This is a genomic window from Bacillus sp. FSL K6-1338 (assembly GCF_038006965.1).
GTDB lineage: Bacteria > Bacillota > Bacilli > Bacillales > Bacillaceae_G > Bacillus_A > Bacillus_A thuringiensis_S.
In genome coordinates this window covers 193,063-211,810 of the sequence record NZ_JBBOWI010000001.1, presented here as the reverse complement: position 1 = coordinate 211,810, position 18,748 = coordinate 193,063, and the positions used below count along the sequence as shown (strand labels likewise).

The window sequence follows — 18,748 nt, the reverse complement described above, 5'->3', positions numbered from 1 at the left end:
TTTTCGGCATAGAAAAAGGAAGCCAAATAGCTCCCTTTTCACACGTTTATTAAAAATGGGTGAAGAGATTCCTATCGTTCAATAGTCACTATGCAATTGTTAAAAAAGGGCATACGTATCCCGTTAACAACTACATCATGAAAAATCGCACGACAAAAATAGATAAAATCTAAAAATTTGGCACGTGCAGCTAAAGAACGTTTCATCTCATTCACCCCTTTCGTACGGAATTTAATACTTACTTCTTTATTATACTTTCCTATTTCATGTTTGAATAGTCATTTTTCTGAAAATAATGAAGATAGACTAAACATTTCAATGAGTGACATCAAATCTTACAAAACTGTTATGTTCACGTAATGGAAAGCGATAGTACGAAAAGATGCCTCCCTATACAATAAAGATGTAAACAAGAGAGACAAACAAAAGGAGGAGACAAACAAAAGGAGGAAACAAACATGATAAAAGAAATCGTAAAAGCAATCTTTGAGGTATTAGTGAACGGACAAGCAGTTGTAAAAGAACTAAATGAACTATAAAAAGGAGTGAAGAAATATGATGAACATGGTAAAAATGATTTTACACGCTTTGGTCGATGCAAAAGCAGTTAGCCAAGAATTAAACCAACAATAAAAAGGGGTATATGAATATGAAGAAAGCCATTATTATAATTGCAAGCACAGCAATTACCTTATACACAATAAAAAATAGAAAAAAGAAAAATACTGAAAATGTTCTATATTATCCATACACACTATTAGAGAAAAAATAAAAGACAAGGTACCCTATCGTAATGAGGATATCTTGTCTTTTATTTTTCCCCTTATTCCTTTAGAGGATTTCCTTCTCCTTTTCCCGAATGTATTAAGCGGGATTTTTACACATATTTTAAAGGGGCATATATATAAATGGATACACAACAACTATATTTTTTAAACGATATCGGTAAACAAAAACCAGAAAGTATTCGGAATAGAAGCGCTGCATGTCCATTTTGCGATACAGAACATTTAACGGATATTTTAGCAACTGATGGTTCTATTATTTGGTTAAAAAATAAATTTCCTACATTACAAGATACATTTCAAACAGTGTTAATTGAAACCGATAATTGCGAAGATCATATCGCAACATATACAGAAGAACATATGCGGAAATTAATGCAATTTTCTATTCAACATTGGTTACACTTACAGAAGAAAGAAGAGTTCGCATCTGTAATTTTATACAAAAATCACGGTCCATTTTCAGGTGGAAGTTTGCATCATGCACACATGCAAATTATCGGAATGAAATATGTAGATTATCTTGAAAATATTGAAGAAGAAAATTTCCAAGGGGTAATTGTTCAAAAAAACGAACGCATTGAGCTTAATATTTCAGAGCGTCCCATTATTGGCTTCACTGAATTCAATATAATCATTGATAATATTTCATATATAGATGACATGGCAAATTACATTCAGCAAACTGTACGTTACATACTGACAGATTTCCATAAAGGATGCAGTAGTTATAACTTATTCTTCTATTACTTAAATGGAAAAATCATTTGTAAAGTTGTTCCTAGGTTTGTCGTTTCACCGCTGTATGTAGGATATAAAATACCTCAAGTTTCCACAAAACTAGAATACGTAAAAATACAACTAGCGGAGTATTTCACAAAATGAAACGATTATCAAAAAAAAATAGAGTAGGTATCAAAACCTACTCTTTAATTACACCTTTATTTCGATAGTACACATCTTCTAATCCGATGTTATACTTCATGTTATTATCCGTCCACTCTGGCCCTAAATTCCCTGGCCATCCAGATGTATTCGCTATATATTTCAGTAATGCAAAATCAGTCAAACCTTTTTGCACCCCACGCTTATATCCTTTCATTAAATGCGGCATTGCAATTTGCGCATTTGTACGTGGATCTTTCAGCTCATCATCAGTTAAATGTTCTGGTGCAAGCCCGCCGCCGCGGTGTAGTTGAAACAATCCGAATGAAGTTCCATTATCTCCAACACTTCTTGGATTTAATCGACTTTCATGCTCAGCAATTGCAAGAGGTATCCATTCCGGAAGATTTACTTTCTTCGCTTCCTCTATAATGATTTGTTTCATCTGTTTTGCTTCTTCTGAATCAACATAGCTTGTTCCATTCACTAGCTTATCCATTCCTTCAGACTTTCCTTGGAAATATAAATATACTCCAAGAACAACTAAAAATCCTACAAAGAATTTCTTCACTACCTCTACCTCTTTCTCCGCTGAAATTTGTCCCCTTTCAGCCTTCCCTTTACAATTACCTACATTCTACTACTCTTTTATCATAGCAAATAACTATACGTATTATCATCATGCTTTAGACCGATTTTGTGAAAAAACAGCTGGTAAATACGTGCAAAAATGTAACTTTCATAGACTATAACGCATTTATTGTATATAATTGTAAATTGAATTCTAAATATAAACTAGGAGAATAATAATATGAAAAAATGGCTGTTACTCTTATTTAGTTTACTACTATTAATTCCTGTCCCTATTTCCGCACAAAAAACCGAACAACCAAAAACCCTTATTTTATACAGTTCAAACGATGATCAAATTACAAGTGATATCCAAATACTTAATACACAAGTAGGACATTTCACTAATAATATAACAATTAAAAACATAAAACAGTTAGCTGAAATAACTGATAAATCTTCGTATACACATGTTATTTACATGAGTGAAAAACAAGAAGAACTTTCTACTGAAGCAAAGAAATTTCTAGAAGGATTCCCAGGACCATTACTAGTTTTAGGTCAAAATATAGAACAGTTATCTAATCGTTTTTCATTTATCACACTTAAAAATGAAGATATAAACTCTGATACAATTGAATATCCAACACGTAAACTAAAGAATATATTAGAAGAAGAAAGAACAATTAAACAACTTGACACAAATGGAACAATTCTCGCCCATGCTTTAAGAGGAAATAATACTTATCCATTAATTGTACAGCAAAATAATTCTTATTATGTAGCAACTTCTAACCTCTTTGATTGGATATCTTATTATATTGGCGAAAGCCTATTTTCTTATTTTCAGCAAAAACCCGAAACAAATAAAAAATTAGCTTATTTACGTCTTGAGGATGTTCACCCAGCAGCAGATATAAATCAATTGAAAGAAATTGCTGAATTACTAAAAGAGAAGAAGATTCCTTACATAATCACTGTTATTCCTGTATATACAGATCCAGATACAGGTAAAACACTACATTTAAAAGATAAACCCGAACTAGTCGATCTTTTACGCTCTATGCAAGATGATGGTGCAGCGATTATTATGCATGGTTACACTCATCAATTTTATGATAGTGAAACTGGGGAAGGTTTTGAATTTTGGGACGTAAAGACAGATCAACCAATTCGCCAACCGAAACATGAAAAACCGAAGACAAAAGATGACTTTCCAAATATAGAGGCATATAACCAATATGTAAAAAAAGGGGAAGAGTTTGAGGAAAAATATACGACAGATCATATCGAAAAGGGAATTCAAGAACTTGTAGATGCTAAACTATATCCTGTCGCCTTTGAAGCACCTCATTACACAATGTCTCAAAAAGGGTATGAAATATTATCAAGATACTTTTCAACTTATGTAGGACAACTACAGTTAAGTGATACAACTTGGAAATCCATGCACTCTCCAGCATATAGAAGTACACCATCATTTCTACATGGAATGAAATTAATGCCTGAAACAGTCGGTTTTATTGAAGAAGATAAGCCACAAGCTATTGCTAAAATGAAAGCAAATGCTTTATCTGTTGCTAAATTATCCGATGGGGTTATTGGAGCATTCTATCATCCTTACTTAGGTGTGAAACCATTAAAAGAAGTGTTAAAGGATCTAGAGAGTATTCCAAATATAGAATGGATTGATTTACAAAAGGAAAAGAATGAAGTAAAAATGAAAGATATTCATATTACGACGAATAAAGATGGCATTCACGTTGAAAAACCAACCAGTGCGAATGACATAATTGATTATATAAAGCAATATGGCTTCTTCCTTATACTAGGGTTCGTTATCATTGTCTTTCTTTTATTATTAAAACGTGCGAAAAAATTAGAATCCTAATACAAAACCACCGAGCGGAACGCTTGGTGGTTTTTTGTCATATATCAAACCGTGGTATTTTACTAAATAAATTCAACTTTTACTTTTTCCGTTACATGATTAAAACTATAATTCTCCTATCCTTTCAAATAAAATCGACTTGTATTTTCATATATTGTTTCTGCGACCTTATCAATGGATATGTTTTTTATAGAACTAATTTCCTTTAATACCTCTCGAATCATTCTTGGGTGCGTTATAACATCCTCTTGAAATTCCCACGGTCCATCTGTTTCTACCATCATATATTCAAGCGGATAATACGAAACGATTTCTCTAATCTTCTCCTTATGTAAAACATCCGGTGTAATCGAAATATAATAACCATTTCTCATCATCCGTTTCATTGTTTCATCGCTTCCTTTAAACCAATGGAAGTGTGCACGTGAAACTTTATATTTCTCTAGCAAATCACATACAATGTCAGCATCTTCATAAACTGCGTGTAATACAATCGGCAAATTATACTTACTAGCTAGTTCTATAAATTTTTTCAATACAGCTATGTATGGATCTGCAGCAATTCTTTCATCTTCTTTTCTCAAATAATAGGGCAAACCTACTTCACCAATCGCAACAATTCCCTCTGCGTTCTGTTCAATAAGTTGATAAATCTGTTCACACTCCTCTTTATGAATCTGTTGCTCTGGATGAAACCCTATCGCTGGATATATAAAAGGATACTTCTTCGCTAAAGATAACGTTTCCTTACAAGAGTGATAATTTATAGATACTGCAATAAGCCCCTTTATTTCATTACTATTTTCCACCTCTTTTAGTAATCTGCTCTTCTCTTCATCCTTATATTGATCAACATGTATATGACTATCAATCCATTTCATCTTTATGCCCCCATAAAAAAAACAAGAAAGGACTTCCTTTCTTGTTTTAGCATCTATATTATTTAACAATTAAGTTTGTTATGATATCAAATAATCCAATACACACTACGGCAACAGTAAAGTAGCTACAGAAATCTTTAATTGGTAACTTCACTACTTCTTCTTTACGCATCCCATTTTTCTCCCTTCTTACTAGATCCCTAATTATTTTTCTATCTGTATCTATTATGCAGAAAATATGACAAATTTACTATCGAATTAACTTACGTAAACCTTACAATGTTGTAAGGTTTACAAAAGGATCCTCATCTTTATTCAGATGAGGATTATTAAAAATTAGTTGGTTTTTCATTCTTCATTACAAACAGAAAGTAATACATTAAGACTTTCTAGTTATACTATATGAAAATTACTATCTTTTAACTATCGAATTACATTACAGAAGGCTTACATGTTTGTAAGTTATGTGTAATGTAATTCGATAGTTCCCCTTACTTATATTTCGTACAATAACGTTAGAAAGTAAGCCAAATAAGAAGAACACTCACATAACCAAATTACATTGCTAGTAGCTACTCTTCTTATACCTTTCACCTATGCTACTACAATGTACCCCCTTCCCCTTTATATAATAAAAAAGCCTTAGTCTATATGTACTAAGGCTTTTTTGTTAATCTCAAAAATACCCTTACCCAGTATTTTTATTTTCGACAAAAAATAGCTGGGGGTATATTTTACTATCTCATCGTTAAAAGTTTGCTCTTCGCATTTATAGGAATATTTGCAACCTCAATCTCTTCAATCGATTCACCGTAACGTCCTTTTGCAAAAACCTTTAATGCTTCATCTCTCTTTAACATATGCTTAACCGTTTTCTTTATTTTCTGCTCTCTACCACGTTCATCGAATGCAATAAATTCATATTCATACCACTCATCACCAATATGCTGACCAATTGTATTCACAACCGTATAGTATTCTTTCGTCTTATAAAATGGATTATATTTATCGATAACCGGTCCAAGTTTCGTAGGCAGTAACATTACTACTATTACTATCATCGCTATTATAGTAGTGATCATTTTTTTCTTCATAATAAACATTCCTCCTCTGCAGGATATATATACATCCATTTTAAAAAGGGGGAATAAAATCTACTATTGAATCTCATTACATTACACTTACATTTTTGTAAGAATTAAAAAAGGTGAACGAATTTACTCGTTCACCTTTTAGCTTGCTTTAAAGCCACCGCCAAGTACATCACGTACATCATGTATAACAACGAAAGCATCTTCATCTACCCGGCTAATAACTTGTTTTAACTTAACAAGCTCTTGTTTATTAATAACAACATATAAAACTTCTTTATTTTTACCAGTATATCCGCCGCGCCCTTCTAATACAGTAACACCGCGTGTCATATTTTTCGTAATAGCCTCACGAATTAAATCTGGTTGATTCGAAATAATCGTAACAGCCGTTTTTGTATCCATTCCTTCTACAATGAAATCAATCACCTTCGCTCCGATGAACACAGCTACAAGTGTATACATTGCCTTTTCTTGCCCTATTATAAATACAGAACCAGCAATTACAACAATATCAATAATTAGTACGCCTTTACCTACGCTCCAACCTAAATATTGATTTGCTAACTGAGCTAAGATTGCTGATCCTCCCGATGTACCTCCGGCTTTGAACATACAGCCTAATCCAATACCCACAAATAAACCAGCAAATAAAGCTGCTAATAATGTATCACTATTTACATGATACTCAATATGTTCTGTAACGTATAAAAACAAAGATGTTTCTACAATCCCTAAAATTGTATAAATCATTGTTTTCTTATCAAAAAATTTATAACCAACAGCTAGTAAAATTGCATTTATAGCAAAGTTCACAATTCCTGGTGACCAATCAAATAAGTAGTACGTAACAACCGTTAAACCAATAATTCCACCTTCTGATAAACGGTTTGGAATTGCAAAGTAATTAATACCAATTGCGAATAATAATGAACCAATTGTAATTAGTGTTATTTCCTTTATACGTTGATTAACCATAGTTCATACCCTCCCCCCATTTGACATTGTATCACTATCTCCTAGAGGTTTAGAAGTGGTTTTTATTCCGCTTTTTCCCTGTTAAAAATTGAAATATTATGTTTAAACATAGGGGTGATTAATTATTCATATTTACTCTAACTGCACGGACAAATTGCTCCACATTCCCTTTCTGAATATACTTAGCGCGAATGGTTTCATGATTACAAGTAAATTCAAAATACGGATGAAAATCTATGCTATCTATATGCAAATATGAATACTCTTTAAATGTTGAAGAATAGTACGGAAATTTCCCGTAAAAAAGGAGACGTCTAGTAGTGGCAACAAAAACCCCATGTTGATACGATAATATAAAATTATCCTTCTCAAATATCCCTACCACAAAAGCCAGAATCTTTTCATCATCATCTACATACTTTTTCATACTCGATAAAAGTTCATTCATGCATATTCCTCCAAATTCTATTCATTGCATTAACACTTGAAAAGAATCCATGGATTATTACAAACCGGTTTAACTCCTTTATAAAGTATGAAACGCGTTTCCTGTCAAAGATATTTCAAAAAAAATAATCCGTTATGCGATTATACACATAACGGATTAAAATTAAACTGTAGAGCGTTCCACAAGTTCGTATGGAATTTCCAGCTTTTCTTGTTCAGAACTCTCGTCATTCACTTTTCTATGCAACATTTCAAAAGCAGTTTTCCCTATCTCCTTTAAATTTTGATCAATAGTTGTCAGTTGTAACACTTGTGAGATAGGTTGATTATCAAAGCCAATAATTGCTAAATCCTCAGGAACTTGAATGCCTAATTTTTCAACCTCTGTCATAACACCAATCGCAACCTCATCACCTGCTACTATTAATGCTTCAGGAAGATCCTGCATCTCTTTTAACTTATGAGCTACTTTCACACCATCTTCTAGTGTAAAACATTCTGTAAAAATCCATTCTTCATTAACATCTTCGTCTATAGATTGCAATTGCTGTTTATAAACATCAAAACGCTTTTGACTACTCGGCCCTAATTTTCTTCCCGTACAATAACCAATTTTTTTATAACCTTTCTCAATCAAATAATCCATTCCTAATTGAAAGGCCGCTGAATGATTCGTATATACACTTGAGATGTTTGAAATATCATTGTCTTCACAAGCAATTATTGCGCCGTAAGAAGCATACGGTTCTATCGTTTCCCAATCATTTGCACGTGAACAAATAATAAGACCATCCAATTGTTTTGTTTTTAACATATGTAAACTTTTCATTTCTTCTTTTTTATTATAATTCGTTTGGCAAAGTAGCACCCTGTAATTATGCGCTAACGCAGTCTCCATCATTCCGCTCACCATCGCATCAAAACACGGATGATTAATATACGGTAAAATCACACCAACAATATTCGTTTTTCCTTTTGATAAATGAACAGCATTTGCGTTTTGCGAGTAATTCAATTTCTCAACTATCTCTATAACCGCTTTTCTTTTTTCTTCACTTACATATGGGTGATCATTCAACACTCTCGAAACAGTCGTAACTGAAACTCCCGCCATCTTTGCAATATCTTTAATATTAGCCATACACTCACCTCTACCTTTAACTTAATGAATCTCATGAACATATGTCAAATCTTCTTATCATTACACCTTCATTCGTTTCTCTTACAAAAGTGTAATTTTTCTGTAAGCTAATTCGATAGTGACTTTCCGCAACATTTCATACAATTGAGTCAGAAACAGGGTAACAACTATTCGAAAAGGAGCGGATTAATATGATGAACAAAATGAAAACAAACAATTTCTTAAATACAATGGGCATGGTATTTTCCGCTCTTATCGACGCAAAAGCTGTTGCTTCTACATTAAACAAGTAAGGAGAATGTATTATGAATAACATCACTTTTAACAAATTAGATTTTTTAGGACTAGCTAGTGGCTCGCTTCTTCTTACTGCTTTTATTTATGCCGCTACGCTTGTATAACTTTGTGTCCCCTTTCCCCTTTATTATAAATAGTAATAGAAAAGACGACCGTCTATGCCCGGTCGTCTTTTCTTATTTTTGATTTGATTGCAAAGCTTCTTTTAACTCCTCAAACTTCTCATTTAATTGATCTGTCATCATTTTCATAGCGGTTTTTCGATCTATTTGTTCTCCAGCCTCAATTTGAATTGGATCTCCAAAAATCAATTGTGCCTTTTTCCCCTTTATTAATTCTTTTACACTTGATGGACCAACATAAGCTGCTGGTACTAACGGAACATTAGAACGCATCGCAATTGTCACAGCACCCGCTTTTAATGAAACATCTTCCGCTGATCTCGTTCCACTCGGAAAAATCCCTACTACCTTTCCTTCTTTTAATAAACGTGATGGAATTTTAAGTGTACTTGGTCCTGGGTTCGCACGATCTACAGGGAATGCATTTACATTTTTAAAGAACCAATTTTTGAATTTCCCTTCAAATAATTCTTTTTTGGCCATGTAATGAATTTGAGTTGGATACATCCCTGTAGCTAACATTAATACATCCATAAAACTTGTATGTGTACATGCAACAACATACGGTCCACCTTCTGGTAGCTTTTCTCTTCCTTGTACTTCTACTTTTCCAGCTGTTTTAAATATATATTTCAACAAAAATGTAATTGGTTTATACATTTGTTTCGTTCCTTTCTAAACATCCGAAGTATAATCATATTCTTATAACGATTATAACACTAAGTTTTAGGAGTTGGTAATAAAATTAAGTGTGAATTGTTAAATTTCAATTCTTACAAAAGTGTAATTTTCTTGTAAGCTAATTCGATAGTTACTTCTTACTATATTTCATACAATTAAGTCAGAAACAGGGCAACAATTATTCGAAAAGAAGTGGATTAATATGATGAACAAAATGAAAACGAACAATCTCTTAAATACAATGGGCATGGTATTATCAGCTCTTTTCGATGCAAAAGCTGTTTCTTCTACATTAAACAAGTAAGGAGAATGTATTATGAATAACAGTACTTTTAACAAATTAGATTTTTTAGGATTAGCTAGCGGCTCTCTTCTTCTTACTGCTTTCATTTACGCTGCTACGCTTGTATAACTTTGTGTCCCCTTTCCCCTTTATATAGAAAAAGACGACCGTCTATGCCCGGTCGTCTTTTTAATTTTTTCTTTCTTTCAACTCTTTTAAAAGCTGTATCAGCTCAGCTTGTTGTTTTATCTTTTTACGACCATTTCGATTAATTGCTGCAAGCTCACAGGCAACTCCGACGGCGAAGAAAAACAATAAACTTTCTAACATGTGAAATCCTCCATTTGCCTATTAAACAGCTTGACGTAATTGCTCTTCTTGTAAAACTCTCTTATTTATATTTTCTTCTTTTCTCTGACAAACGTTATTGCGAATAAGCGCTGCAATAACAAGTACAGTCCCTATAATATCAAACATTGTGATTTGATACCCTTGCATCATCATAATAACTAAAGTCGTAATTGGTACAAAATTAATAAATAAAATCCCATTAATGGATGATAAAATTTTCACACCGTAGTTCCAAGCAAGTAGCGCTACAATACCTGGCAATGTCATCATAAATAACAAATCATACTTCACAATAGAAATCGTTCCCATACTAGGAACTGAAACATATCCAAGCGACGTTATAATTACCGTTATAATTCCTGTAACAGTCGTACCGAATACACACGTCAACGTAGAATAACGTAATGTTGACCAATCACTACAAGTTTGACCACCCATCGTATAAATAACCCAGCCTACAACACCAATAAATATAAATGCTAATGAGAACATATTATCTTTCAATGTTACAAAGAAACTCATGTCACCTTTTGTAATAACAAACACAGCTCCTACAAAAGCAATAACCATACTCGTTACCATATACTTCTTCGGTTTTATATGCTTATATCCCCATAAAATACAAATAGAAATCATCGGCATAAGTGATTCCATAATGGAAGCTACCATTACACCCGACTTACCCATTAACATTTGCCCTAAAAATATGAGGACATTATATACTGTAAATGCCATCGTTCCAAAAAAGACGAGTAACTTTCCTCTTCCCTCTAAACGAAATGCCTGTTTTCCTTCTTTCATTAACAACAATACAATCAGCATTATCGCCACTGCTCCATAACGAATAAGCGAAAAATAAAATGGATCTATGTATTCTAGCGCATGATCAGCAACCGGAAACATCGCTCCCCATGACATACTCGCAATTAAACACGCTAAAGCCCCTATTATCATTTGACCTCTTCTCACCGCAATCCCCCGTTTCTTTCTATTTGCACAAAGAGAATTGTAAAAGAAAAAATATATCACGTAAAATGATTCAAAATGATGTTAACTATCATTTATAATGATAGTTAACATCAAGGGGGATTACAAAATGGAATTAAGAGACTTACAAATCTTTAAAAGCGTTGCCGACCAGGGTAGTGTAAGTAACGCAGCAAAGGAATTAAATTATGTACAATCAAATGTAACTGCACGTATTAAACAACTAGAAAACGAATTAAAAACCCCGCTCTTTTACCGCCATAAACGAGGGATGACTTTAACAGCTGAAGGAAGAAAAATGCTCGTTTATGTTAATAAAATTTTGCAAGATGTCGACGAACTAAAACAAGTATTTTTAGATAGTGAAACACCCTCCGGTATATTAAAAATCGGTACAGTAGAAACAGTAAGTACATTACCTACCATTTTATCTTCTTACTATAAAAGCTATCCGAATGTCGATTTATCATTACAAGCGGGTCTAACAGAAGAATTAATTAGAGAAGTACTTGATCATCAATTAGATGGCGCCTTTATATCAGGTCCTATTAAACATCCACTCATCGAACAATACGATGTTAGTACAGAGAAATTAATGCTTGTAACACAAAATAAAGCTTTTCATATAGAAGAATTTACAACAACGCCTCTACTCGTTTTTAACCAAGGATGTGGATACCGTTCCAAATTAGAACGATGGCTGAAAGACGAAGGTTTGCTACCAAAAAGAATTATGGAATTCAATATATTAGAGACAATATTAAACAGCGTTGCACTTGGCCTCGGAATTACACTCGTACCACAGTCTGCTGTCCATCATCTTTCTAAAGCAGGTAAGGTACATTGTCATGCAATCCCTGAAAAATACGGCAGTATTTCAACGGTTTTCATACGCCGCAAAGATAGCTATATGACGAATTCAATGCGTAGTTTTTTAAAAACAATTGAAGAACATCATCATATTAATATGCTGTGAAAGACATTCTTACATGAATGTCTTTTTTTCTTACAAAAGTGTAAGTCTTTCGTAAGCTAATTCGATAGTTGCAAGTGGACATATTTCCTATAATTAAGACATAAGCAGGGCAACAACAATTCGAAAAGGAGCGGATACGCATGATGAACAATATGAAATCAAATAAATTTTTACATACAATGGGCATGGTGCTATCCGCACTTATCGATGCAAAAGCTGTTGCAACTACATTAAACAAATAAGGAGAGATTATAATGAACAACATTACTTTCAAAAAATCAGACTTTACCCCGCATTAACGGGCAGTAAGACTCCCACTTCAAAATTCAGCGAAATCAAAGAAGTTAGGTTTAGGTTCAACTGCCCGTAAAAGCCCGATTGGTTCAACTAATAATCAGCGAGGGATACCCCGCCCTCACTGATTAAAGTTTCATTTTATCGGACTTGCAAGTGGAGCTACTCTTCTTACAGCTTTCATTTACACACTTGCTCAAGGTCTTATTTAATACTTTGTTTCCCCAAACCCCTTTATATATAGAAAAAGCTGTTCGTCTTATAGACAAGCAGCTTTTTAGTTTGTTTCATATATAATTTGACCTGTTTTCTTAATATCATATCCGCCAATCGCATTTAATTCATTATAAAATCCTTCCGATTGCAGAATATCTTTCACGACTTCAACCAGCTCTTCATTTTCTTTATTCTTCAAAATTACTAAATCATACTGTTCTTTCATGATTGGAATAAAGTCCACATTTACAATTTGCGAAAACTTTTCTGAACCTACTCCTACATCAGCTTTTCCATTTGCAACTTGCGTGGCAACACCAAGATGATTCGATTCTTCCCATTCATATCCACTAATATCGGATTTATTTAATTTTTGGATTCGTAATTGTTCATCCACTAACACTCTAATACCAGAACCCTTTTCTCGATTTACAAACTTTATAGTGGATCCGGATATGTCAGCCCATGTCTTTATTTTCTTCGGATTTCCTTTTTGGACATAAAACCCTACATTTCTGGACAATAAATTAATCATAATACATGGTTGACCTACTAAAATGCGTTTTACGTAAGGAACATTATATGTACCCGTTTCACCATCAAACAAATGCAAACTAACGATACTTCCTTCTCCTTGATACATTTTCACTAAACTTGTTAAGCTACCTTGATACGCTCTTAAAACATTAGAACTTGGCAAACGATTTTCTATACGTTTAGCTAACATATCTAACGTTAGTTCTTGACCACTAATAATACACGTGTTCAAGATACTACTACCATCGTTTTTCACAGGAGTAACTTGTACCTTTCCTGTTTTCATTTGTTTTATATATTGATCTAAATCCACTGCATCAATGCGCATCTGTCTACCAACTCTATAAGAAGGAAGTTCTCCTTTTTTAATTAAGTCGTATACAGTTAATTTTGATACCTTTAATCGCTTTGCTACTTCTTCCGTTGTGTAGGAATGATGATCCATAGACGATTCCTCACTTTCTCCTTTCATTGTAACAAAGAAAAGAATATTTCTCCTATTTTTTAAAAATAGATATATGTTCAAATTATATTCAATTATAACTAGTTATATTTAGTTATATTTAGTTATACTTAGTTATAATTAGTTATATCAAAACGAAAGGGGATTTTTTTATGAATAAATTTACATTACGTTCTATTGGGGCACTTATACTTTCTTTCCTTCTTATATTTAGTGCTGCTTGTACAAGTGGGGAAAAGAATACAAAGTCAGCTGCTAAAGAAGATAAAACAGTTGAACTGACTATCTCAGCTGCTGCAAGCTTACAAGATGCATTAAAAGAAATTGAAAAACAATATAAAGAAAAAGAGCCAAATATCAAACTTTCTTTTAACTTCGGTGCTTCTGGAGCACTTCAACAACAAATTGAACAAGGTGCACCTGCTGATTTATTCTTCTCTGCAGCAGAAGATAAATTCCAAACCCTTGTAAAGAAAGGATTCATTAATGAAAAAGAAGGGAAAAATCTTCTTGGAAATGAACTAGTTCTAGTCATCCCTAAAGATAGTTCTCTTACAAAATTTCAAGATTTAAAAGATGAGAAAATCAAAAAAATTGCACTTGGTACACCTGAATCTGTACCTGCTGGAAAATATGCAAAGGCTTCTCTAACACACGAAAACCTTTGGAATGATGTTCAAAATAAAGTCGTATTTACAAAAGATGTTCGCCAAGTGTTAACATATGTAGAAACAGGGAATATCGATGCTGGTATCGTATACAAAACAGATGCTCTCATTTCAGATAAAGTAAAGATTGGTGAAACAGCAGCAGCTACTTCTCATGAGCCAATCCACTATCCTTTAGGTGTTATAAAGGAATCTAAACATAAGAAAGAGGCGACTTCATTTTATGAGTATTTGCAGTCAAAAGATGCACAATCTATCTTTAAGAAATATGGATTTACAGTCCTGTCGTAATTACTATGAGCATTGATGCTATTATATCGCCTGTCTTTCTATCTTTAAGAGTAGCTGCGTGTGCCACTATTCTCGTTACAATTTTAGGGACGATTGTCGGGCGAGCACTAGCTCGCTCCTCATGGCGATATAAAGTACTATTAGAAACCATATTTTTATTACCAATGGTACTTCCACCAACTGTTATCGGCTTCTTTCTCATTATCATCTTTGGAAACAACAGCCCGATTGGAAGGTGGGTTGAATCATTATTTCAGCAGTCTATTATGTTCACATCTACCGCTGCGATCATCGCTTCCACAGTTGTTGCATTTCCGCTTATGTACCAATCAGCGAAAACGGGATTTTCTATCGCAAATGTACAAATTGAAGAAAGTGCTCGTGACCTTGGCGCAAGTGAATATCAAGTTTTTCTGCACGTTACACTTCCGCTCGCATTTCCTGCATTACTAAGCGGGATGATTTTGAGCTTTGTCCGCGCGCTCGGTGAGTTTGGTGCTACACTCATGTTTGCCGGGAACATTCCTGGTAAAACACAGACAATCCCAACTGCAATTTACATGGCCATTGACGCAAGTAATATGCAACTCGCCTGGACACTTGTGGTTATCACTATTAGTATGTCACTCCTATTTCTGCTATGTATTCAGCTTATTAACAAAAGAATTACTAACCTTTAAAGCAGCTTTTTTGGAAGCTGCTTATTTATTTCTTAGGAAATAAATAAGTCGTTGGGAAATAACTGAATTTTACCTCTTATTTAAATATACATTTTATTTGAATTCACTTTCTAAAATAGGCAATTTCCTGTTATTATATGGAGGTGTTTCAAAAAATGAAGAAATGAAAACGCATTTATATCGTGAATTCTTCATCCTGTTTTAGCGATCGGTAATCTTCTACTCTATTAGTGGGGCATTACCGATCGTTAGAACGATATGTAATTATATTGGTATAGGAAACCGAAGGGAGTCTTGTAATGGACATTTTATTAGCGCTTCTTCCTGCAATTGCATGGGGAAACATCTTATTAGTAAGCGTAAAAATGGGCGGTGGTGCATATAGCCAAACGGTAGGTATGACAATCGGTGCTCTATTCTTCGCAACAATTATGTATGTATTTACTCAACCAGCTTTAACAATGACAGTCTTAATTGTTGGTTTTATTTCAGGTTTATTCTGGGCTTTAGGACAAGTAAACCAATTAAAAACAGTTGAAAAACTAGGTGTTTCAACTACCGTAACAATTTCTACTGGTATGCAACTTGTTGCAACTTCTATCTTTGGGGTTATCGCTTTCCGTGAATGGACTACTACGACAACAATTGTTCTGGGAACGATTGCAATCCTATTAATCGTAGTTGGTGTTGTATTCACATCACTAGATGATAAAGAAAATGCTCAGCCACCAGGACAATTGAAAAAAGGACTTCTTACTTTAATTGTTTCTACTTTCGGCTATCTTGTATATGTAATTATTATTCGTTGGTATAATATCGATGGTTGGTCTGCTATTTTACCACAAGCAGTTGGTATGTTTGTTGGTGCGGTTGTACTGACGTCTAAACATAAACCATTTAACAAATATGCAATTCGTAATGCTTTATCCGGTTTACTATGGGGAACGGGAAACTTATTCTTACTTCTTTCATTACCACGTGTCGGAGTAGCAACAAGCTTCCCATTATCTCAAACTGGAATCGTTATCTCAACATTCGGTGCAATTGTCTTCTTAGGTGAAAAGAAAACAAAACGTCAATTGATCTTTATTGCACTAGGCAGTGTTTTAATTATCGGCGGTGCTGTATTACTTGGTATGACAAAAGCATAATCTTATATTCTATTAGTAAACCCCTGAAGCATATATGCTTCAGGGGTTTTTCAATTCTAATTATTTTCTAGATATAATTATTTGTATGTTCTTGCCCCTTATAATTGCTCTTCCACTCTAGCAAACCAGCTACACATATAAAGAGATTAATAACAGCTAATATTAGTATGACGTAGAAACCAGTATAAGTAATAGCCCTTTCCTTTACCATGAATTTCCGCCTTCTCATTATCCATTCCATCTACGGTAAGTCTTTTCTTTTTACAAAATTCTCTTAAAGATGATATCGTTTTTATAACATATCTCTACTAGAAAGGAATAAAGGATATGCTAACTAAACATCGAATTTTATTTATTGGTGCCGGTCGTATGGCCGAAGCTATATTTTCCGGATTACTTAAAACAAGCAAAGAGTACATCGAAGAAATTATCGTCTCTAACCGAAGCAACGCAGAAAAACTAAAACAGTTACAACATCGATATAATGTGTCTACTGCAACAGATTGGAAGCAGCATGTTACATCTGTCGATACGGTTGTTTTAGCAATGCCACCTTCTGCTCATGAAGAGTTATTAGCTGAGCTATCTCCGTTAATATCAAATCAACTTGTCGTAACAGTAGCAGCTGGCATTGGACCATCTTATTTAGAAGCTAGACTCCCAAAAGGCACGCCTGTTGCTTGGATTATGCCTAATACAGCTGCTGAAATTGGAAAGTCTATCTCCTTATATACAATGGGACAATCAATAAAAGAGATGCATCAAGAAACCCTGCAACTGCTTTTAAGAGGTATTGGTACTTCGCAACTTTGTACTGAGGAAGAAGTTCATCAGCTTACTGCAGTTACTGGAAGTGCACCAGCCTTCCTTTATTACTTTGCTGAAAGCTTAATTGAAGCAACAAAAAGTTATGGAGTCGATGAAGAAACCGCAAAACATCTTGTCATTCAAATGATTTCTGGCTCTGCTTCTATGCTCGAACAAACGCAAGATCCAGCTAACCTCCGCGAACAAGTAACAACGCCAGGTGGTTCCACAGCTGAGGGTCTCAAAACTTTATATGAATATAATTTTTCAGAGGCAATTCAAAAAGCAGTAGAAGCAACAAACAAAAAAGCTAGGGGGAAATAATATGACTTTAACAAGTTTAAAGGACTATACAACATTACATAACGGTGTAAAAATGCCTTGGTTTGGTTTAGGTGTTTTTAAAGTAGAAGATGGTTCAGAAGTAATTGATTCTGTAAAAGCAGCAATTAAAAATGGCTACCGCAGCATCGATACTGCAGCAATCTATCAAAATGAAGAAGGCGTTGGACAAGCGATTCGTGAATCCGGTGTTTCACGTGAAGAATTATTTATTACCTCAAAAGTATGGAATAGCGATCAAGGATATGAAACAACACTTCAAGCATTTGAAACTACATTAGAGAAATTAGGTCTAGAATATTTAGATTTATATTTAGTACATTGGCCTGTAAAAGGGAAATATACCGAATCATGGAAAGCATTAGAAAAGCTTTATAAAGATGGCCGTGTTCGCGCTATCGGTGTGAGTAATTTCCACATTCACCACTTACAAGACGTATTTGAAATTGCTGAAATTAAGCCAATGGTCAACCAAGTGGAATACCACCCACGTTTAGCACAAGAAGAGTTACACGCTTTCTGTAAAGAACATAATATCCAGCTTGAAGCTTGGTCACCATTAATGCAAGGACAACTACTAGATAATCCAACGTTACAAGAAATTGCGACAAAATATAATAAATCAACTGCGCAAATTATTTTACGCTGGGATTTACAAAACGAAGTTGTAACAATCCCTAAATCAATTAAAGAACATCGCATTATTGAAAATGCAAACATCTTCGACTTTGAATTAAGTGCTGATGATATGAAAGCAATTCAAGCTTTAAATGAAGATCGTCGCGTTGGTCCAGATCCAGATAACTTTAACTTCTAAGCGAAAAACCACTGCCATATGCAGTGGTTTTTTCATTTTAGATAACTGAAAATTTAAACTATATTCCATTTGGTTGACACTTCATTGTTCAAGGTGTAAGATTTTGAATTATCAAA

The 18,748-nt window shown here is 33.9% G+C and carries 23 protein-coding genes and 1 pseudogene; 12 read left to right on the top strand and 12 right to left on the bottom strand.

Going from position 1 to position 18,748, the window contains the following annotated elements; genetic code table 11:
• Positions 1-71: 71 nt before the first annotated feature.
• Positions 72-206 (bottom strand): RAxF-45 family protein, encoded by a 135-nt coding sequence (locus tag NZ044_RS01220; protein WP_000830643.1) that lies wholly within the window; start codon positions 204-206, stop codon positions 72-74.
• A 437-nt stretch (positions 207-643) separates the two neighbouring features.
• Here NZ044_RS01220 and NZ044_RS01215 point away from each other — a divergent pair, with 437 nt between their 5' ends.
• The gene (locus tag NZ044_RS01215; RefSeq protein ID WP_002083998.1) at positions 644-772 is read left to right on the top strand and encodes a hypothetical protein; all 129 of its coding nucleotides are present in this window, start codon (positions 644-646) and stop codon (positions 770-772) included.
• 136 nt (positions 773-908) lie between these two features.
• The gene (locus NZ044_RS01210) at positions 909-1,670 is read left to right on the top strand and encodes a DUF4931 domain-containing protein (RefSeq protein WP_002162952.1); all 762 of its coding nucleotides are present in this window, start codon (positions 909-911) and stop codon (positions 1,668-1,670) included.
• Between the two features lie 37 nt (positions 1,671-1,707).
• Here NZ044_RS01210 and NZ044_RS01205 read toward each other — a convergent pair whose 3' ends face one another.
• The gene (locus NZ044_RS01205; protein WP_000713249.1) at positions 1,708-2,241 is read right to left on the bottom strand and encodes a transglycosylase SLT domain-containing protein; all 534 of its coding nucleotides are present in this window, start codon (positions 2,239-2,241) and stop codon (positions 1,708-1,710) included.
• A gap of 240 nt (positions 2,242-2,481) precedes the next feature.
• On the opposite strand from NZ044_RS01205, the gene NZ044_RS01200 reads away from it, so the two are divergent.
• Complete coding sequence (locus NZ044_RS01200) at positions 2,482-4,131, top strand: DUF2334 domain-containing protein (protein ID WP_098505553.1); 1,650 nt, start codon at positions 2,482-2,484, stop codon at positions 4,129-4,131.
• Positions 4,132-4,247: 116 nt separating this feature from the next.
• Here NZ044_RS01200 and NZ044_RS01195 read toward each other — a convergent pair whose 3' ends face one another.
• From NZ044_RS01195 to NZ044_RS01175, 5 genes are all read right to left on the bottom strand, one after another.
• Positions 4,248-5,012, bottom strand: a complete 765-nt coding sequence (locus NZ044_RS01195) for a TatD family hydrolase (RefSeq protein WP_000871104.1) — start codon at positions 5,010-5,012, stop codon at positions 4,248-4,250.
• Between the two features lie 737 nt (positions 5,013-5,749).
• Positions 5,750-6,106 carry a YxeA family protein gene (locus tag NZ044_RS01190; RefSeq protein ID WP_000728422.1) on the bottom strand — a complete coding sequence of 119 codons (357 nt, stop codon included), beginning with the start codon at positions 6,104-6,106 and terminating at the stop codon, positions 5,750-5,752.
• Between the two features lie 138 nt (positions 6,107-6,244).
• A complete protein-coding gene (locus NZ044_RS01185; protein ID WP_000248045.1) occupies positions 6,245-7,081 on the bottom strand; it encodes a YitT family protein in 837 nt (278 codons plus the stop codon).
• A 118-nt stretch (positions 7,082-7,199) separates the two neighbouring features.
• Positions 7,200-7,529, bottom strand: a complete 330-nt coding sequence (locus NZ044_RS01180) for a PH domain-containing protein (protein ID WP_001004243.1) — start codon at positions 7,527-7,529, stop codon at positions 7,200-7,202.
• A 162-nt stretch (positions 7,530-7,691) separates the two neighbouring features.
• Positions 7,692-8,669 (bottom strand): LacI family DNA-binding transcriptional regulator, encoded by a 978-nt coding sequence (locus tag NZ044_RS01175; protein WP_001273902.1) that lies wholly within the window; start codon positions 8,667-8,669, stop codon positions 7,692-7,694.
• Positions 8,670-8,974: 305 nt separating this feature from the next.
• On the opposite strand from NZ044_RS01175, the gene NZ044_RS01170 reads away from it, so the two are divergent.
• A complete protein-coding gene (locus tag NZ044_RS01170) occupies positions 8,975-9,070 on the top strand; it encodes a DUF3948 family protein (protein ID WP_001060007.1) in 96 nt (31 codons plus the stop codon).
• A gap of 72 nt (positions 9,071-9,142) precedes the next feature.
• On the opposite strand, the gene NZ044_RS01165 is transcribed toward NZ044_RS01170, so the two are convergent.
• Positions 9,143-9,748 carry a lysophospholipid acyltransferase family protein gene (locus NZ044_RS01165; protein WP_000277778.1) on the bottom strand — a complete coding sequence of 202 codons (606 nt, stop codon included), beginning with the start codon at positions 9,746-9,748 and terminating at the stop codon, positions 9,143-9,145.
• A 337-nt stretch (positions 9,749-10,085) separates the two neighbouring features.
• Between NZ044_RS01165 and NZ044_RS01160 the strand changes: the two genes are divergently transcribed.
• Entirely contained in the window at positions 10,086-10,181 is a 96-nt protein-coding gene (locus NZ044_RS01160; RefSeq protein ID WP_001066117.1) for a DUF3948 family protein, read from the top strand.
• A gap of 60 nt (positions 10,182-10,241) precedes the next feature.
• Here NZ044_RS01160 and NZ044_RS01155 read toward each other — a convergent pair whose 3' ends face one another.
• Positions 10,242-10,382 (bottom strand): YrzO family protein, encoded by a 141-nt coding sequence (locus NZ044_RS01155; protein WP_000894065.1) that lies wholly within the window; start codon positions 10,380-10,382, stop codon positions 10,242-10,244.
• A gap of 21 nt (positions 10,383-10,403) precedes the next feature.
• The gene (locus tag NZ044_RS01150) at positions 10,404-11,372 is read right to left on the bottom strand and encodes a DMT family transporter (RefSeq protein ID WP_118961900.1); all 969 of its coding nucleotides are present in this window, start codon (positions 11,370-11,372) and stop codon (positions 10,404-10,406) included.
• Between the two features lie 127 nt (positions 11,373-11,499).
• Between NZ044_RS01150 and NZ044_RS01145 the strand changes: the two genes are divergently transcribed.
• Positions 11,500-12,366 carry a LysR family transcriptional regulator gene (locus tag NZ044_RS01145; protein ID WP_000423024.1) on the top strand — a complete coding sequence of 289 codons (867 nt, stop codon included), beginning with the start codon at positions 11,500-11,502 and terminating at the stop codon, positions 12,364-12,366.
• Positions 12,367-12,791: 425 nt separating this feature from the next.
• A pseudogene (locus NZ044_RS01140) lies at positions 12,792-12,872 on the top strand (DUF3948 family protein); the annotation flags it as partial.
• A gap of 65 nt (positions 12,873-12,937) precedes the next feature.
• Here the strand turns inward: NZ044_RS01140 and NZ044_RS01135 are convergent.
• Positions 12,938-13,858 carry a substrate-binding domain-containing protein gene (locus NZ044_RS01135; RefSeq protein ID WP_016078966.1) on the bottom strand — a complete coding sequence of 307 codons (921 nt, stop codon included), beginning with the start codon at positions 13,856-13,858 and terminating at the stop codon, positions 12,938-12,940.
• A 170-nt stretch (positions 13,859-14,028) separates the two neighbouring features.
• On the opposite strand from NZ044_RS01135, the gene modA reads away from it, so the two are divergent.
• The 3 genes from modA to NZ044_RS01120 all read left to right on the top strand — a co-directional run bounded on the left by modA (position 14,029) and on the right by NZ044_RS01120 (position 16,666).
• Positions 14,029-14,835 carry a molybdate ABC transporter substrate-binding protein gene (gene modA, locus NZ044_RS01130; RefSeq protein ID WP_001032237.1) on the top strand — a complete coding sequence of 269 codons (807 nt, stop codon included), beginning with the start codon at positions 14,029-14,031 and terminating at the stop codon, positions 14,833-14,835.
• 5 nt (positions 14,836-14,840) lie between these two features.
• Entirely contained in the window at positions 14,841-15,515 is a 675-nt protein-coding gene (modB, locus tag NZ044_RS01125; RefSeq protein ID WP_000020519.1) for a molybdate ABC transporter permease subunit, read from the top strand.
• A gap of 299 nt (positions 15,516-15,814) precedes the next feature.
• Entirely contained in the window at positions 15,815-16,666 is an 852-nt protein-coding gene (locus tag NZ044_RS01120) for a GRP family sugar transporter (protein ID WP_000353549.1), read from the top strand.
• Between the two features lie 67 nt (positions 16,667-16,733).
• Here NZ044_RS01120 and NZ044_RS01115 read toward each other — a convergent pair whose 3' ends face one another.
• Positions 16,734-16,877: a hypothetical protein gene (locus tag NZ044_RS01115; RefSeq protein WP_000237933.1), complete on the bottom strand. Its 144-nt coding sequence runs from the start codon at positions 16,875-16,877 to the stop codon at positions 16,734-16,736.
• Positions 16,878-16,993: 116 nt separating this feature from the next.
• Between NZ044_RS01115 and proC the strand changes: the two genes are divergently transcribed.
• Positions 16,994-17,797, top strand: a complete 804-nt coding sequence (proC, locus tag NZ044_RS01110; RefSeq protein WP_000956241.1) for a pyrroline-5-carboxylate reductase — start codon at positions 16,994-16,996, stop codon at positions 17,795-17,797.
• Position 17,798: 1 nt separating this feature from the next.
• Positions 17,799-18,632 (top strand): aldo/keto reductase, encoded by an 834-nt coding sequence (locus NZ044_RS01105; protein WP_000176912.1) that lies wholly within the window; start codon positions 17,799-17,801, stop codon positions 18,630-18,632.
• Positions 18,633-18,748: the final 116 nt, after the last annotated feature.